Below are 16264 nucleotides of genomic sequence, written 5' to 3'. Positions count from 1 at the left end.
ACCACTATCTTAAGTCTATATAGAATAGGTTAAACTTCTCTGCTTCTTTTGGGGTAGATTTTTTAAGGTTGATTTTAGCATGGGACTGCATTTTTTCAATAACCCTATTTTTAGCCGTAACCCTATTTAAACCTCTAATATGGTAGTTTATGGCACCCATCATGATGTCTGCTATTTGCATTAGATAGCTTTCGTAAGATTTGATAAACTGAATATTTCTAATGTTGTGGTGGTTATCCAGTATATTTTTGAGTCTTGATAATTTAGCTTGACTTCTGGTGTCCTTTACATCTAAATAAAGGTTATAAGTGTATTTTGTAGCCATTTTTTGAACTACCAATTGATAGTACATTCTAAAATAAAAATCGTCATAGGTAAAGCCTTCACGATTTTCATCAATATGCGTTTTATCAACTACAATAGCTCTAAAGTTAAGGTCTGTAGCAAAAAAATAGTCTATCACATCGGCATAAAACTCTGCATTGGATTTTGATATTTTAGACCATTTCATTTCGCCATGAAACTTATGTTTGGCTTTAAGTAGTTTGATGTAGTCTTTGTGTTGCTTGATTTGAGGGTAAGCACATTTTATATAAGCTATCACCATGTATGGCTTGCCATCATGTTGTAAGTGTGTGCTTTCGTCACAATATAGATTGAAAGTTTTGCTCATAGTTTTAATTCAAATTTTGTTCAGCAGCAACCGCAGCTTCATATGCTATTTTATTAGGATATTTAGACAAAGCTATTATTCTACCTTTACCTTTTTCGCCAATAGCTCTATCAAACTCAAAAGTTAGTTTTAGGAATACTTTGTCTTGTAATCGCATATTCACCCTTACATCTTTTAGCTTTTCTATTTGACCTTTGGTTTGCTCGTAGCACTTAACATATAATTGCTGCATATCGTTGTCTAACTCTACCTTTTGAGCTGGTGTTAAGCTGTTTAATATTTCTAATTCTTTTTTCATTTAGCGAAGCTTCTTATTGTTAATTATCGAATTTTTTCAAATTCTACCACGTCACCATTGGCAAGTTCTAACATCATGACATTATCAGCGAGCATATAAACCTTTAGTTCTTGGTATTTAGGGTTATCTTCTGTAAATTTTATTTGCTCAATTTCAATTGTAAAAGTCCCATCACCATTATCATTTAACCCAACAATAATTCCTTCCCATGCATAGTCAATTACATTACTGTTTTCATCTTTACCATGGATACCAAACCGAGATAAGCCTTTACCTGTTTTTACATCAAAAACACGAACTGCAAAGTCTGTTATTACATCTCCATGAACATGTCTCCAAACACCATATATATCTTTTAAATCCATACTTAAATTATTTACAATTTAACTCTAATTTTACCTGTTAGCAGCTGTTGCATCAAGCCTTTTTTCTGGGCTTGTAATTGCTCTAAATAATCTTGATAATTTTTAATTTCATCATCTACCGTGTTAACAACTTTAGCTATTTCTGCTTGCTCTTCTTTTGATGGGATAGTCAACTTTAAGTTAAAGAAATCATTAAGTCCTATGTTGAGTAACCCATGCGCTCGTCCGCCCTCTTGCGCTATTTTCATGAGATTTTTAACCATTAATCCTCCTTCGAAATAGTTCATAAGAAAATCTGAATCGATATTGTCTTTCACGGAAAAGCAAATGTATAATGTGGTTACAACTGCTTTATCAAAATCATCTAATCGCTTAAATGCACCCATTGGATAGCCATTAGAGTAACTTTTGTTATAGGCAAAATCCCCTTTTTCAATTAAATAATAACCTGAAAGAGTCGAACTAGCTACTCTTTTATTGAAAAAATCTTCTTGCTTAATAAATCCTCTTTGGGCTGAAATCGTAACGACGGTATCATCTAATTCTTCGTTCTTTTTAGTAATTCTATCTGTTATATCTCCAAGCTTAACTTCTTTCCACTCATCATTAAATCCAGCTAAACGAGTTTTACCAGTTAACAACTGTTGTGTTAAGCCTTTTTTGCGTAGCTGTAATTTATTAATGAGAAATTGCGTGTTTTCTATTGCCCTATCCCAATCCGATAAAATAGAGGCTATTTTTTGTTGTTCTGGAAGTGAAGGAACTGCAACTTTAAACCTTCTAAAATTGGTGGTTGACAATTCTAAAAAAGTACTACCTGATGATTTTCTAATTAGGTTTGCTTTTTGACTATCAATTAAATAGTACAAAAACTCTGTATCTACACTATCGTGTGGGTATATGCTTTTAAATCCTTGATTTGTTGTGGATTCTTCTGTAGTGATAGCTAAATCACCAATTGTTGCTCTTGTACAAACTATAATTGTCCCTTTAGGCATTAAAGTGGCTGAAGATTTTTTCACCCCATCCTTGGATATCTTTCTTAAGGATTCGTATACATGTTTTCCAGATTTAGAGATTTCTGAGGGTGTAAACCAATTGGTGCTTCCATTCCAGTATAGGTTATTAGTTGTACTTGGGGTGCCTCCAGTAAATATTTTCCCAAGCTCATCTAATATTTTTAATGACCAATTACTCGGAATCCATCCAATTTTTGTCTTCTTAAAACCTTCTTTAGTTTCAAGTTCCTCTTCATATGTTTTTATCACCTCACTCATGATTAACTAAACTTGGTTTTAACATATGACATTAAAAGGTCAAAATCAGAGAGGTGTGTATGTTCTGGGTCTCTAATTTCAACACCACCCACTAATTCTTCAATAGAAAAATGAATATCGTAAAAATCTGGTGCTCCTAAATGAACTGTAGCAACGTGCTTTTCATCTCCTTTGGTTAACTCAAAAAAGTATCTAACATGCGTAACATCCTCGTAAGGACATTCTTCTCTATATTCTTTATAGGTTAAATAAAAAGGCTGTGGTGAAAAGCTTCCTGTCCTGCTATTATTTTCAATGTAATAACCTGTAAATTTTACTCTTAAATCATGCAAACTTGCAATCTCCAGCATGTGCCCTTTAATTTTACCATCTATTGCTAAAAAATAATCTTGTAAACTACTCATATCCCTAATGCTTCTAAATGCTGTTCCAATTTCTTTTCTACCTCTTCAATCTGTAGCTTTATAGCTTTAATCTCTTCTTGCGTAGCCTTAATATCAACAGGTTCTTCTTCTTCAAAAGTGTCTACATAACGAGGGATATTTAGATTGTATTCGTTCTCTATAATCTCATCTAAACTTGCCACATAGCTATACTTATCAACAATTTCCCAATTTTTGTAAGTGCAAATTATCTTTTCAATATTATCATCAGTCAACTTATTCTGGTTTTTAGCATTCTCAAACTCGTTACTTGCATCAATGAATAATACATCTGTATTGTCTCCTTTGTTCTTGTCAAACACTAAGATAGTAGCAGGAATACCAGTTCCAAAAAACAAGTTTGCTGGCAATCCAATGACTGCTTTTAAAAGGTTTTCATCAATAAGTTGCTTTCTAATTTTACCTTCTGAACTCCCTCTAAACAATACGCCATGAGGTAATACGACTCCAGCTTTTCCGTGCTCATTCAACGTTTCAATCATATGGGTTATAAAAGCATAGTCTCCTTTACTTTTTGGCGGAACACCTCTGTGGAATCTTTGGTATCTGTCTGCACTGGCATTTTCTGCTCCCCATTTATCTAATGAAAATGGTGGATTTGCAACCACGACATCATACTTGGTTAAAGCACTATCATTTTCTCTTAAAAGTGGATTATTTAGCGTATCGCCCCATTGTATGTGAGCATTGTCCATTTCGTGTAGGAACATGTTCATGCGTGCTAATGCCCAAGTGCTTCCGTTTAACTCCTGACCATTAAGGGAAACATTTTTACTACCTATTTCATCAGCAACTTTTAATAATAATGAGCCACTCCCACAAGTAGGGTCACACACTCTGTTGCCTTCTTTTGGTTCTACCAGTTTAGCTAATAAGGTTGAGACTTGTGATGGTGTGTAGAACTCGCCCGCTTTTTTGCCTGCATCTGAAGCAAAGTTTGCAATAAGGTACTCGTAACTGTCACCGATAACATCATTACCTTCAAGATTGGAAGGTCTTAAATCCAATCCTTCAAAATCAGTAAGTAAGTGCTTTAATCGTCTATTACGATCTTTAGTTTGCCCTAAATTAGGTTCGGAATTGTAATCAATGTTTCTAAATACTTTTTCTAACTTAGAACGATTAGCATCTTCAATATTTTCTAACGCAATATTGATTAGCTCACCCAAGTTGTCGGCATTTCTATTTTCATATAGAAAATCAAAAGAGCTGTCTTCGGGTACTTTAAAACGTTCATGCTTCATAGCACGCTCAACACGTTCCTTATCTCCGTTGTATTTCTTTAAATAATCTGCTCTTTTCTCCTTATTTACATCAGAAATGTATTTAATAAAGAGCATTGTTAGAATGTAATCTTTGTACTGGGTTGCATCTATGGTGCCTCTAAACGTATCACAGGCTTTCCAAACCTGATAGTTTATTTCTTGTTGTGTTGATTTACTCATGTTTTTATATTCTTTAAAAAGAAGAGAGCAGGGTTGCTGCTCCCTTCAGATTGGTTTAACTTATCCTTTTGGTGGAAACTTATCGCTACCATGAGAATCCTTTCTCTGAATTTTTCCATCTTTCCCATGGATAAACAATTCAGAACCTTCTTTACGAGATAAATCCCGACTATAGGTTTCAGCATCCTTTTTAGTTTCAAAATGTTTAGAAGCTCTATCAGCTCCACCTTTTTTTGAATCCCAACCACCATCAGGATTCGGTACTACGTGCCTTGTTTTAGACATAATTTTTATTTTTTAATATGCTACCCAAAATTTTTACGGATTAGGGTAACTCGTTTTCCGAGTCCAAACACATCTCTGTTTTGATATGTCACTAATAAGGCATACTTTTGTTTTGTCACAAACATTGTTAGCTTCAGTTCGGTTGACAAGCCACTGAAAGAAAACGATACCTTATACTAAGTCTTAAAAAGGGACTAACTTTTTAAGGCTTTTTTTTATGTCTTCATTTTTATTTGGTTATTAATTAATCTATTGACAAGTCCTTTTTTAAGAGCTGTTCTCTTATTTAATAAGTCTTGTGTCAATTTTAAGTCTTCATCTAGAAGCTCTATAAAATCAATTATTTTTTTTTGCTCTTCTATTGATGGCAAAACAATACTTAACTGTGCTAATTCCTTTTTAGGAATGGATGTGATTGTTGCTCCAGCTCCAATAAGCTTAAGCTTATACTGTACTTTTTCTGTATTTAGATATTGCGCAAGGTATGCTCCTAAAACTTCCGAAGAATTTGTTCTGATTATATAAAATAGGGAAGAGGGGGTGGCTTGACCAAAGCTAACATTGTAAGCCCAAGCGAAAGTGCGGTGTCCTTTACCAGCTAAAATAACATCGTTGGGTTGTAACAAGAACTTGTCATTTTTATCATCAAGCTCCACAAAACTTTTTTCAAACTTTGTTGGCTTAAAAAGTTTGTCAAAATGACCAGCATGCAAGTACTTTACGCTACCTTCTTCTTTAGGCTTATCGTAAGAACCAAACTGTATTTCTGCAATATTTCCAAGTTTTTTTATCATAAAAACACTCTACTTTTTATCATTGTTCTGGTGTAAATGTATAAAAAATATTTATTGTAGAGCGTTTCAAATCACATTTTTTTGATATTTTTTATTTTGTAGAGCGTTTCATATTAGCTACTTTGTGTTAATCGGAAGCCCAATACCTAGACCAAACCTTAAATCATTGTCTGTTCCATTAGGGCTTAAATTTAAATCGGTTCTATCAAGAAAAGCCTGAATAGTAATTAAAGGTTTTTTCCCTTCTTTATTCTTTAGACTGAATAACATACCAAGCCTCATTGGGTATTCTTCAATATCATCTAAAACACTTCCTTTGTTAAACTTAATATTGTTATAAGCTATCCTCCCAAATACACCAACTGAAACAGGAAAAGGGTAGTAGTAAGCTTCAAAACTAAATGTACTTCCGAACCCATATTCGTATTCTGAATCACCAATGAATGCTTTGTCTGAGTTAGTGAATTCTATAGGGTTTCCATTTACATCATTGCCGATAGGAGTACTAATGTCTAGTGTGCTACTTTTGAAATTTGTTATATTTGATGCTCTATTTAGGGATGTAGATAGCCTGAGGAAAAGACTTTTAGGCTTGTATATATTTCTGGAACCTTTGCCTTTTTCTAAGCTATAATTCAACGAAAGAGTTATCCCATATACATTTCCTCTTTCATTTGTAAACATATCTGAGAAGGTCTTAGAGTTATCGTATAAAAACCTCTTGAAACTTTGTCTTTCATAAAAAGGACTAACGCCCATAAAAATAATATGATTGCCAGCCCACTGGGATTTGACGGATTCCAGCTCCAGTTTATTTATGCTATCTTCTAATTTTCTCAGTATGAACTTCTTTTTTGCAGCATAATCTCTTAATATTTTAGTTATGTTTTTTTTGTCTTTGTTCTTGATTATCAAGTCTTTTTTTGAATCTATACCATCCTTTATGATAATTTGAGTTGCTTCTTTTTCTGTTTTTTCGCTTGGTTCGCCGCTTTTAAGATAGTAACTGCTTTTGTCAAACTTTCTTTCTTCTAATTTGTGAAATCCAATAGCGTCATCTTCATTGATGTATTTTTCAGACAATTTTTTAAGTTTTTTGATTATGGCATTATTATCCTCTTTAACTTCTTCACCAAGGACTTCTTTTACCAACTCTTCTAAACCTTCAAAATCAGATTTAGCCTGTGTAATTAGTTCTAAAGTTTGTAGTTTTATATTTGCTTTGGTAAAGTCATTTATTGAGTAAAATTCAGACCACCTTATTACTGGCTTGTAGTAATTAAATGTTATTTTTCCTTGCTCACTTCCATTTTCTTGGTCGAAAAAATAAATGCCATTACTTGCTTTAAGGTCAGCTTCTATGTTTAAAACCCCATATTTACCTGTATAGAGTAAACCGTTTATTTTTAAACTACTTTTATCGTCATTGAGAATGGCGCTTATACCTTGATTTGGCGAGTTTTCACCAAGTAATAAGTAATTGAAATCTTCAGATATTTTTTTGCTGTAAGCTTCAGGACTCACTAAGTCTTTATATTTCTGAATTTCAATTTGGCTAAATGAAATTGAAGTAAAAATTAGTAGCAACGAACTAATGAATAGATTTTTATTCATATCGAAAAAAAATAAGGGTTAACAAATAATTTATTGCTCTTAATTATTGTCTTTGTGCGGGGAGATTTTAAATGTAAGTATTTTTTGTAAGAAATGTACCGTTTTGTTGATTTATTTTAAAACTAATAGAGTTAATTTACAACGACCATGAAAGGTAAAAAATTCGAGGACTTTAACAACCTTGCTTATCTCCTTGGAAGACAACCGTACCTCAAACCTTTCTTTTTTAACCAAATTTCACAAAAAAAAACTGCCCTATAGTATACATGTATTACATTTTGTGACTAATTTAGTTTTCGGAGAATATACCAGTTTCTTAAAAATAGCACCAGACATAATGACAGGGCTACTGGATATAGTATGCAAAAAATAAGAGTGTTTGCTTCATAATATGATATGCCTAATGGGCTTGTTAGATTGATTACAAAGTCGGTACAGTAGACAAAGGTTTTATTTATTATATCTATCATGGGTTCTTTTTTAAAGCTTTAATACAATAGCCCATTTCTATGGACTTCACCAATAGATAGAATGTTAACAACGGTATAAAAATCACTAAGAATACAACATTCATTAGCTGATAGTTTCCCCCAGAATGCATGGATTTAATAATTGTAAAATATAGTGGGTCTATGTGTTTGAAATATGGTCTAGCAAATGTAGTGTGATATTTTTTACAATGACTGGTTGTTTCTCTGTAGCAGTGCCATGTGCATCTGTCCAATTTAGCCGCATAAGGATTCATAGCTTTCACACCTTTAATTTGAAATGGTGTTTCTTTTAGAGTAGGTCTAACAGATTCATTAACCATCACCAATATTATAATTGGTGCCAGCAATAAGAATAAGTATAGAAAAGCCCTGTTCATATCATCATTAAATTTTAGTTAATGGATTAACGGAGAGTTTATGTTCTAAAATAAGTATGTGATATCTGGATTTCTGTTGGTTCTTGCATCTCTCTGATATCCATCACTGAAGTTGCATCTAAATATGTTCTTTATATTTCCATCTTGCTCCTGGATGTTATAGGCAAAGGCAGGTTTCCCTTTTTTAGGTTCCTTATAAAACTCGTAGACCTTCTCTCCAGTGAAGCACATTTTACAGGTTCCTATAGCCATATGTGCTTTCTTTACACCATTTCCCTTTAGGTAATCAAACTGCTCCTTCATGGAATGGAGGAAGCGGTATTTGTCTAATTCCTCAAAATACTGGTCTTCATCAATAAGTGGTTCAAATATAGACGCATCAAGGATTTGACAAGCTTTTATGAAGGTTTCTTTGATATAATTTGTGTCTGACTTGAGCTTTATTTTTAATTTGATTAGCTCACTCTCCATAATTAAGATGTTTTTAAATTAAACTAGAAATCTTTTTTTTTATTATTCAGGATATAGTTTTTCAACCCAATGTTGTCAATTGTAAGAGTGAAGTGTTTGAAATCTCCATAATCCTTCGGGTATGTGGAACTTTTTCCAGTAAATTTCATGATAATATTTTTACTCCTCCATAAACAGGAGGTCAAATATCCACTATCAGACACTTTTGAACTGCCAAATATGCTTTCCAAGTCTTTTTTTATCGCATCAAAATGTCTGCTATTATAATTCCATTGAACACGGATATTTGTCAGTTTTCCTCTTGTGAATCCTAATATGATATCATGCCATTTAACACCAAATAATTCATTGGGCACAGATGCTGTATATGAATAGTAGGTAGTCCTATAAAAAGGGTCTAAACTTGATGATATTTTACTCTTAACTAAATTATTGCTGTATGTAGTATACAAATCTCCAAAAGTGAAAATTTTGAAACCATTTTTTACTTCTAAATAATTGCTGTTAGTCTGAGAATGCAAATTAAAAGACAGGCTAAATATAAACAACAATATTAATTTATAGGTAAGTACTTTTCTCATTTGTTTCTTATTATTAATTATTTATAATTGACGCAATTCTATTGAATCCTGATACATAGTTATCATCAAGATGATTTGCTGCCGAAATCAGATTATGGCTGTTGAATCTTTTACTGACATTGTAATCGAGCTTTTACTTCTTCTTCTTTCTACTTGCATTCTTGGTATACTTAAATAATGATGGATTAAGACTCCGTATTTAAGATTAAAACCTCCTTGACTTTGGATTCGACTTACTTCGTTCTGCTTGTCTCTGAAAAACAGGAATACTAGAAATATGGTGATTGGTATGATAATGTAGCGCATAATCTAAGGTTCAATCCATTCATTTTTAAATTCGTTTACTACTTCTAATACTCTTTTGGAAACCTCAATACAATCTAAGGAATATTTTATTTGAAGTAGTGGTCTTGTTTCTGCATAGTTTTTTTCATATGGTTAATATAATTTACAATATGCATCCCAGACAACGGACTATTAATATCAATCAATCTATCTCTAATCATCTTTCTAAGACCAGAATTCAAATCATTTATTATATATGTTTTGAGTGAGGCTTTTTTCTTTTTAAAAAAACATATTAAAAGGTTTAGTTAAGGCATTCAATTATAACATAAATCGGTAGAATTGATTTACGGTTTCCCTTGTCTGATTAACTACCAATATTTAATGCAGAGATAAGAATTATTAGTAAATACCACAAATGTAGGGTTGATAATTTTTGTAGATAGAGTCACTTTTGGACATGCAATTGTCTGAAAAGAAAATAATCAAGCAAATAGGCGATAATATTCCTCAACTTCGGCTTGAAAGACATTTAAGTCAATTTCAATTACAGGTAGATGCTAACGTAGTTAAAAACCAAATAGGCAGGATTGAAAGAGGAGAGCATATTCCAAATATCATTACAATAATAAAAATTGCTAAGGCTCTTAATGTGAGCCTTTCTGAAATTATAGACTTGAAAAAAAAAATAATATAAAATTTTTTTTGAACCACGTCTAAGGTCTGGAGAAGGTACCCATTATGTAAGCCGCCCCCATGTTCAATTTTCTGAACCGTCCCCCTATCAAAAAATAGACTTTTTAAATCGTTGCTTTTCATTGTAAAACATTAAATTTTTTTGAGATTTTTAAGAAAATGTTTTTTGATAAGAGAATAGGATTGGGGTGCTATAGGAAATGGTAATGTGTTAAATCTGGATAGGTTTAGGTAGGTTAATTTTTAGGTAAATCATTAGATGTTGTCCCGAATGTTGTCCCTTGAAAGAATTAAAAAACCCCTAAAAACTTGTCTATAAAGTAATTAGGGGTTAACTTGTGTGGTACCTCCAGGAATCGAACCAGGGACACAAGGATTTTCAGTCCTTTGCTCTACCAACTGAGCTAAGGTACCTCGCTAAAGCGGTTGCAAATATATATCCTATTTTAGATTCTGCCAAATCTAAAAGCTAAAAAAATCAATTATTTTTAAATTTTTTTTGATTCAAAAGCTAACTAATTTAATGTTAATTAAATACGGTATGCCTTTGTTATTGTTTCTTCTTTTGTAAATTTACCCTTTTTTGATTTACAGATGAATTTAGTTATTGATGTTGGGAATTCTTTCGTGAAACTGGCGGTATTTGATGCCGATGAGCTTCAGGAAAAAAGAATTGTAGCGTTAGAAAATCTTTTAAATGCTGTTCGTACCTTAAAAGCAGATATGCCCCAGCTTAATAAAGCGGTGGTTTCTTCCGTAGGTCATTTAAATTCCGACCAAATAGATACCTTAAAAAAAACATTCAACTTATTAATTCTAGACGCGCAATTAAAACTTCCATTCATTAATGATTATGGGACTCCTAATACCTTAGGGGTAGATCGTATCGCTTTAGTTTGTGCCGCCGTAAAACACTTTCTGCATAAAAATGTGCTTATTATAGATGCTGGAACTTGTATTACTTACGATTTTATAACAGCCAAAAACAGGTATTTGGGTGGAGCTATTTCCCCAGGATTAAACATGCGCTACAAAGCTTTAAATAATTTAACTGCAAAATTACCGTTGTTAGAATTAACGGTTCCAGAAGATTTTATTGGTAACTCTACAGCAGCTTCAATTCATTCGGGTGTGGTATATGGTGTGCTTAATGAAATTGAAGGTGTTATAGCAAATTATAAAAATAAATATTCAGATTTAACAGTTATTTTAACAGGAGGCGACACGAAATTCTTGTCTAAACAATTAAAAAGTAGCATATTTGCCCATTCAAATTTTCTTTTGGAAGGATTGAACTATATTTTACAACTTAACTCAAACGAATGATAAAAAAACTTGTATTAGTTTTTATTGTAATTTTTGCAATTAAAGGTCATAGCCAGCAATCAACAGTTTCTCCGTATTCATATTATGGGATTGGTAATCTCAATTTTAAAGGTACAGTAGAAAATAGGAGTATGGGTGGTTTGAGTATCTATAACGATAGTATTCACGTTAACTTACGAAACCCAGCCTCTTTTGCAGGGGAGAATCTTGCTTCTTGGGGCGGACAAAGTAGGCCAGTTAAGTATACGGTTGGAGGGTCTTACCAAAGTACAACCTTAAAGAGTGAAACTGATACAGGAAAAACATCATCTACAACTTTTAATTATTTAGCCATGTCATTCCCAGTAGGGAAGTTCGGGTTTGGTGTGGGTATCATGCCGTATAGCTCGGTAGGATATAAACTAGATAATTTAAATGATAATGGTAACATTGGAAATCGATTTAGAGGTGAAGGTGGTATTAACAAGGTGTTTGTCGGTGTAGGTTACCAAGTGATGAGCGGACTTTCAGTTGGTTTTGATGTACAATATAATTTTGGGAATATTCAAAATAGTATTATCGCTTTTCAATATGATGGCGATGTACCTACACAATTCCAAACTCGTGAAGATAACCGATCGGATTTAAGTGGCGTTAATTTTAATCTTGGGGTGTCTTACAAAAGAAAGATTACCGAAAGATTAGAGATCGTATCAGGATTAACATATACGGCTCAAAGTAATTTACATTCTGTGAATGAACGTAGCTACTCATCTATAATTATCAATTCAAGTACAGGGGTAGAGTCCATATTTAATACGGTTGAAGACAATTTAGAGGCTAAAGGTTTAAGAGAAACCGATTTAACTTTGCCTTCAAAAATTACTTTTGGGGTAGGGATTGGCCAGCCAAGAAGCTGGTTTTTAGGAGCCGAATATATGGCTCAAAATACGAGTGAATTCTCAAACCCTTTGTATACTACCACAGGAGCTGTATACGAAAACGGTTCCAGATTTTCTTTAGGAGGTTTTTTTATCCCACAGTATAATTCATTCTCAAACTACTTTAAACGTATTGTTTATAGGGGAGGTTTAAGATTGGAAAACACAGGGTTAAATATTAATGGTGAGACCATTAAAGAGTTTGGCATATCTTTTGGAACAGGATTACCAGTTGGAGATTCTAGACTTTTTTCAAATGCAAACCTAGGACTTGAATTTGGTAAACGCGGAACAACAAAAAGCAATTTGATACAAGAGAATTATATAAATTTTCAAATAAGTCTATCTTTGAACGATAGATGGTTTCAAAAGAGAAAGTACGATTAACAGATTAAAATAATTATGAAGACAAAAATCACATTTTTAACACTTTTATTTATTGGATTAAATTTTGGTTTTGCACAGCAAGATGAAGAGTGCATCTCAAAACTTTCAATATTTCATGAGTATGCTAAAGCGAAAAATTACGACGCGGCTTACGAGCCTTGGATGGCCGTTAGAAACAAATGTCCAAAGTACAGTAATGCTATTTATTCAGATGGGGAGAAAATTTTAAACCATAAAATTGATAACGCAACTGGAGCAGATAAAATAGCTTACATTAATGATCTTGTAAAATTATGGGATGAGCGTGCATTACACTATCCTTCTAAAACACCTAAGGGAGAGTATGCAGCTAAATCTTGTCAGTTACTTTACGATAACAGAGATGTATTAAAGAAGACTGATGAGGAGTTATACAAATGTTTTGATGACGCCTATAACTTAGATAAAGATACTTTTACAAACCCTAAGAGTTTATATACCTATTTCTCTTTAATGGTTGATTTGTATGATGCTGGTAAAAAACCTGCAGCCGATTTATTCAATAAATATGATGATATCGCTGAAAAAGTTGAAGGAGAAATTCAAAATTACTCTGAAGACTTAAACAAATTAATCGAAAAGGAAGAAGCTGGTACAGCTTTAACTAAAAAGGAAGCTAAATATAAAAAGTACTATGAAAGTTACTTAAAAGCTTACGATCAAATTGCTTCTGGTATCGATCAAAAATTAGGAGATAGAGCAAACTGTGAAAACCTTATTCCTTTATATACAAAAGACTTTGAAGCTAACAAATCTAATGCTGTTTGGTTACAAAGAGCTGCAGGAAAAATGTCTGAAAAAGAATGTACAGACGATCCATTATTCTTTAAATTGGTAAATGCTTACCATGAGTTAAGTCCGTCTGCAAACTCGGCTTATTACTTAGGGATCTTAAAGGATAAAGAAAATAAAACGAATGAAGCTATTAAGTTTTACGAACAAGCGATTAGCTTAGAAAAAGATAGCTTTAAGAAATCTAAACTTTACTACAGAGTAGCAACTAAGTTTAAAGCAAAGCACAGCTATTCTAAAGCAAGAGATTATTATAGAAAAGCTCTTAGTTTGAACCCTTCTAACGGAAGACCTCACATCGCTATTGCTGCCATGTATGCTGCGAGTGCAAATAACTGTGGAGAGACTAACTTCGATAAAAGAGCTGTTTACTGGTTAGCTGCAAGTGAAGCAAGAAAAGCTTCTAAAGTAGATCCTACAATGTCTAGTGCGGCATCTAAGTCTTCAGCAAGTTACGAAGCTAAAGCACCACAAAAATCTGAAATTTTCAGTTCAGGAAGAGCAGGTCAAACAATCAACATTGGTTGTTGGATTGGTGCTTCGGTAACTGTACCAAGTATCTAATGAAAACATGTATTTCATATAAAATTTTAAACATAGTCACAGTTTTTACTGTGGCTATGTTTTTTTCATGCCAAGATAATTTCAAGGAAGTACAAAAAATTGGGATTTCTGAAAATGAACCCATCGGTGTCGATTATAATCTGAATTTAAAATATACTGATTCAGGAAGAGTAACAGCTAATTTAATTAGTACAAAGGCCTTAGATTATTCTAATCGAGATTTTCCTTTTCATGAGTTTGTTGATGGTGTTGAATTAGATATTTTCGATGAAAAAAATCAAAAAAGTGTCGTGATAGCCGATTATGCTATTGTATATACCGATACCGACTTAATCGACATGCAAAGTAATGTCGTAATTACTACCCACGATAATCGTGTTTTAAAAACTGATCAATTGTATTACGATCAAAAAAATGAATGGCTGTATACTAATGAAGCTGTTTCATTCAAATCGGAGCAAGATATTATTAATGGTCATGGCTTCGATTCCAATACAAAATTCACAAATGCTGAAGTGCTTGAAGTAACAGGAATCATTACCTTAGAAGAGTAATTTTTATTATTCAACTTAAGCTATTCAAATTTAATTACCTTTACATTCTATTACAATTCACTACTAATAATGAAATATTATAAGATTTTTCAATATGCTTATTTAGTTTTTGCTGCTTTATTCATATACGACGGTATTACAAAATGGCCTGTAAGCCAAAATGGGGCATACCTCTCTTTTGCTTTAGCCGGTTTAGCAGTATTTATGTTTTTTTTTCGATCTAAATTCCGAAAGAAATACGACGATAACCATAATAAGAGGTAAAAGTACATGAGTATTTACGTGGTCATTATCATTGTAACTTTAATACTTTCTGCTTTTTTCTCAGGCATGGAGATTGCTTATGTGTCTTCAAATAAAATCCATGTCGAGATTGAAAAGAAGCAGGATGGTGTATTGGCAAGGGTTTTAAGAAAACTTACCGCCAAGCCATCAAAGTTTATCACTACCATGCTTATTGGTAATAATATTGCCCTAGTAGTATATGGTTTTTTTATGGGCGATTTATTAGTGAGTTGGTTTCAATCCTTATTACCAACTTCTTATGGTTTTCTAGATTATCTATTAACCGATTTAAGTTTGCTCTCACAAACCATTATTTCCACTTTAGTAATCTTAATTACAGCTGAATTTTTACCTAAAGTTTTTTTTCAAATTTATGCCAATAGCCTCATTAAAGCCTTGGCTATTCCAGCGTATTTTTTCTATTTCTTTTTTTCAGTAGTGTCCGATTTTGTGATTTGGATTTCCGATTTCATTTTAAAAGTATTTTTTAAAACAGAAGGCGATCAAATTCAATTGGCGTTTACCAAAGTCGAGTTGGGGAATTACATCAGTGAACAAATGCAGTCTGTTGAAGCGCATGATGATGTTGATAGTGAGATTCAGATTTTTCAAAATGCCCTAGAGTTTTCAGAAGTAAAAGCTAGAGAGGTGATGATTCCTAGAACAGAAATTATTGCCGTTGAGATTAATGATTCCATTAAATCATTAAACGCTTTATTTACAGAAACAGGGCGTACTAAAATTTTGGTATATAAAGAAACCATCGACGATGTTATTGGCTACGTGCATTCCTTCGAGTTGTTTAGAAAATCTACAAACATCAAATCGATGATTACCCCTGTTGAATTCGTTCCAGAAACGGTACTGATTAAAGATGTGCTTAGTGTGCTTACTAAAAAAAGAAGAAGTATTGCTGTGGTGCTGGATGAGTATGGTGGAACTTCAGGGATGATGACTGTAGAGGATATTGTTGAAGAATTATTTGGTGAAATTGAAGATGAACACGATTCGGTAGACCTTATTGAAGATGTATTAGATGATGAAACCTATAAATTCTCTGCGCGTTTAGAAGTTGATTATCTCAATGAAAATTATAAGCTCGAACTTCCTGAAAGTGAGAATTATGAAACACTAGGAGGGCTTATAGTTAACCATACCGAAGAGATTCCCGCACAAAATGAAATCGTAAAAATAGACAACTTTCAATTCACGATTTTAGAAGTCTCCAATACTAAAATTGATTTGGTCGAACTTATTGTATTAGATGACGATTAAAATACAAAGTTCTACTTTTATTATTAA

At 32.8% G+C, this 16264-nt stretch carries 17 protein-coding genes and 1 tRNA gene; 6 read left to right on the top strand and 12 right to left on the bottom strand.

The features are described 5' to 3' along the window. Positions 1 to 4: 4 nt before the first annotated feature. The 11 genes from A6I66_RS13295 to A6I66_RS13240 form a co-directional block, all read right to left on the bottom strand. The gene (locus A6I66_RS13295) at positions 5 to 673 is read right to left on the bottom strand and encodes a DUF3800 domain-containing protein (RefSeq protein WP_067150249.1); all 669 of its coding nucleotides are present in this window, start codon (positions 671 to 673) and stop codon (positions 5 to 7) included. Between the two features lie 4 nt (positions 674 to 677). Then, positions 678 to 971, bottom strand: a complete 294-nt coding sequence (locus tag A6I66_RS13290; protein WP_067150246.1) for a hypothetical protein — start codon at positions 969 to 971, stop codon at positions 678 to 680. A gap of 23 nt (positions 972 to 994) precedes the next feature. Beyond that, a complete protein-coding gene (locus A6I66_RS13285) occupies positions 995 to 1336 on the bottom strand; it encodes a hypothetical protein (RefSeq protein ID WP_067150243.1) in 342 nt (113 codons plus the stop codon). A gap of 11 nt (positions 1337 to 1347) precedes the next feature. Further along, the gene (locus tag A6I66_RS13280; RefSeq protein ID WP_084399685.1) at positions 1348 to 2613 is read right to left on the bottom strand and encodes a restriction endonuclease subunit S; all 1266 of its coding nucleotides are present in this window, start codon (positions 2611 to 2613) and stop codon (positions 1348 to 1350) included. Between the two features lie 2 nt (positions 2614 to 2615). Beyond that, positions 2616 to 3017, bottom strand: coding sequence for a hypothetical protein (locus A6I66_RS13275; protein WP_067150240.1), 402 nt, complete (start codon positions 3015 to 3017; stop codon positions 2616 to 2618). Continuing rightward, positions 3014 to 4501 (bottom strand): type I restriction-modification system subunit M, encoded by a 1488-nt coding sequence (locus A6I66_RS13270; protein ID WP_067150237.1) that lies wholly within the window; start codon positions 4499 to 4501, stop codon positions 3014 to 3016. The genes A6I66_RS13275 and A6I66_RS13270 overlap by 4 nt, the downstream gene beginning before the upstream one ends. 60 nt (positions 4502 to 4561) lie before the next feature. Next, positions 4562 to 4786 (bottom strand): DUF2188 domain-containing protein, encoded by a 225-nt coding sequence (locus tag A6I66_RS13265; RefSeq protein WP_067150234.1) that lies wholly within the window; start codon positions 4784 to 4786, stop codon positions 4562 to 4564. Between the two features lie 215 nt (positions 4787 to 5001). Beyond that, positions 5002 to 5580, bottom strand: coding sequence for a restriction endonuclease subunit S (locus A6I66_RS13260; protein WP_067150231.1), 579 nt, complete (start codon positions 5578 to 5580; stop codon positions 5002 to 5004). A gap of 117 nt (positions 5581 to 5697) precedes the next feature. Then, entirely contained in the window at positions 5698 to 7104 is a 1407-nt protein-coding gene (locus A6I66_RS13255; RefSeq protein ID WP_157614215.1) for a hypothetical protein, read from the bottom strand. Between the two features lie 1003 nt (positions 7105 to 8107). Then, complete coding sequence (locus A6I66_RS13245; RefSeq protein ID WP_067150222.1) at positions 8108 to 8533, bottom strand: hypothetical protein; 426 nt, start codon at positions 8531 to 8533, stop codon at positions 8108 to 8110. A gap of 23 nt (positions 8534 to 8556) precedes the next feature. Continuing rightward, a complete protein-coding gene (locus tag A6I66_RS13240) occupies positions 8557 to 9114 on the bottom strand; it encodes a hypothetical protein (RefSeq protein ID WP_157614213.1) in 558 nt (185 codons plus the stop codon). A gap of 745 nt (positions 9115 to 9859) precedes the next feature. Between A6I66_RS13240 and A6I66_RS13235 the strand changes: the two genes are divergently transcribed. After that, complete coding sequence (locus A6I66_RS13235) at positions 9860 to 10096, top strand: helix-turn-helix domain-containing protein (RefSeq protein ID WP_067150216.1); 237 nt, start codon at positions 9860 to 9862, stop codon at positions 10094 to 10096. Between the two features lie 340 nt (positions 10097 to 10436). Here A6I66_RS13235 and A6I66_RS13230 read toward each other — a convergent pair. Beyond that, positions 10437 to 10509 (bottom strand) — tRNA-Phe (locus A6I66_RS13230). 180 nt (positions 10510 to 10689) lie between these two features. On the opposite strand from A6I66_RS13230, the gene A6I66_RS13225 reads away from it, so the two are divergent. From A6I66_RS13225 to A6I66_RS13200, 5 genes are all read left to right on the top strand, one after another. Then, positions 10690 to 11421, top strand: a complete 732-nt coding sequence (locus tag A6I66_RS13225) for a type III pantothenate kinase (RefSeq protein WP_067150213.1) — start codon at positions 10690 to 10692, stop codon at positions 11419 to 11421. After that, positions 11418 to 12728, top strand: a complete 1311-nt coding sequence (locus A6I66_RS13220; RefSeq protein WP_067150210.1) for a hypothetical protein — start codon at positions 11418 to 11420, stop codon at positions 12726 to 12728. The genes A6I66_RS13225 and A6I66_RS13220 overlap by 4 nt, the downstream gene beginning before the upstream one ends. Positions 12729 to 12743: 15 nt before the next feature. After that, positions 12744 to 14123, top strand: coding sequence for a hypothetical protein (locus A6I66_RS13215; protein WP_067150207.1), 1380 nt, complete (start codon positions 12744 to 12746; stop codon positions 14121 to 14123). Beyond that, the gene (gene lptC / locus A6I66_RS13210) at positions 14123 to 14677 is read left to right on the top strand and encodes an LPS export ABC transporter periplasmic protein LptC (protein ID WP_067150203.1); all 555 of its coding nucleotides are present in this window, start codon (positions 14123 to 14125) and stop codon (positions 14675 to 14677) included. The genes A6I66_RS13215 and lptC overlap by 1 nt, the downstream gene beginning before the upstream one ends. 270 nt (positions 14678 to 14947) lie before the next feature. Next, positions 14948 to 16237 (top strand): hemolysin family protein, encoded by a 1290-nt coding sequence (locus A6I66_RS13200; RefSeq protein WP_067150197.1) that lies wholly within the window; start codon positions 14948 to 14950, stop codon positions 16235 to 16237. Positions 16238 to 16264 lie beyond the last annotated feature (27 nt).

This window comes from Pseudotamlana agarivorans, from assembly GCF_001642835.1.
Lineage (GTDB): Bacteria > Bacteroidota > Bacteroidia > Flavobacteriales > Flavobacteriaceae > Pseudotamlana > Pseudotamlana agarivorans.
This window is presented reverse-complemented; position numbering and strand designations above follow the sequence as displayed.

Coding starts and splice junctions, on each gene's coding strand:
- A6I66_RS13290 (WP_067150246.1), bottom strand. CDS start 971: ATGAAAAAAGAATTAGAAATATTAAACAGCTTAACACCAGCTCAAAAG.
- A6I66_RS13225 (WP_067150213.1), top strand. CDS start 10,690: ATGAATTTAGTTATTGATGTTGGGAATTCTTTCGTGAAACTGGCGGTA.
- lptC (WP_067150203.1), top strand. CDS start 14,123: ATGAAAACATGTATTTCATATAAAATTTTAAACATAGTCACAGTTTTT.
- A6I66_RS13200 (WP_067150197.1), top strand. CDS start 14,948: ATGAGTATTTACGTGGTCATTATCATTGTAACTTTAATACTTTCTGCT.
- A6I66_RS13220 (WP_067150210.1), top strand. CDS start 11,418: ATGATAAAAAAACTTGTATTAGTTTTTATTGTAATTTTTGCAATTAAA.
- A6I66_RS13215 (WP_067150207.1), top strand. CDS start 12,744: ATGAAGACAAAAATCACATTTTTAACACTTTTATTTATTGGATTAAAT.
- A6I66_RS13270 (WP_067150237.1), bottom strand. CDS start 4,501: ATGAGTAAATCAACACAACAAGAAATAAACTATCAGGTTTGGAAAGCC.
- A6I66_RS13260 (WP_067150231.1), bottom strand. CDS start 5,580: ATGATAAAAAAACTTGGAAATATTGCAGAAATACAGTTTGGTTCTTAC.
- A6I66_RS13280 (WP_084399685.1), bottom strand. CDS start 2,613: ATGAGTGAGGTGATAAAAACATATGAAGAGGAACTTGAAACTAAAGAA.
- A6I66_RS13285 (WP_067150243.1), bottom strand. CDS start 1,336: ATGGATTTAAAAGATATATATGGTGTTTGGAGACATGTTCATGGAGAT.
- A6I66_RS13235 (WP_067150216.1), top strand. CDS start 9,860: ATGCAATTGTCTGAAAAGAAAATAATCAAGCAAATAGGCGATAATATT.
- A6I66_RS13240 (WP_157614213.1), bottom strand. CDS start 9,114: ATGAGAAAAGTACTTACCTATAAATTAATATTGTTGTTTATATTTAGC.
- A6I66_RS13245 (WP_067150222.1), bottom strand. CDS start 8,533: ATGGAGAGTGAGCTAATCAAATTAAAAATAAAGCTCAAGTCAGACACA.
- A6I66_RS13265 (WP_067150234.1), bottom strand. CDS start 4,786: ATGTCTAAAACAAGGCACGTAGTACCGAATCCTGATGGTGGTTGGGAT.
- A6I66_RS13275 (WP_067150240.1), bottom strand. CDS start 3,017: ATGAGTAGTTTACAAGATTATTTTTTAGCAATAGATGGTAAAATTAAA.
- A6I66_RS13295 (WP_067150249.1), bottom strand. CDS start 673: ATGAGCAAAACTTTCAATCTATATTGTGACGAAAGCACACACTTACAA.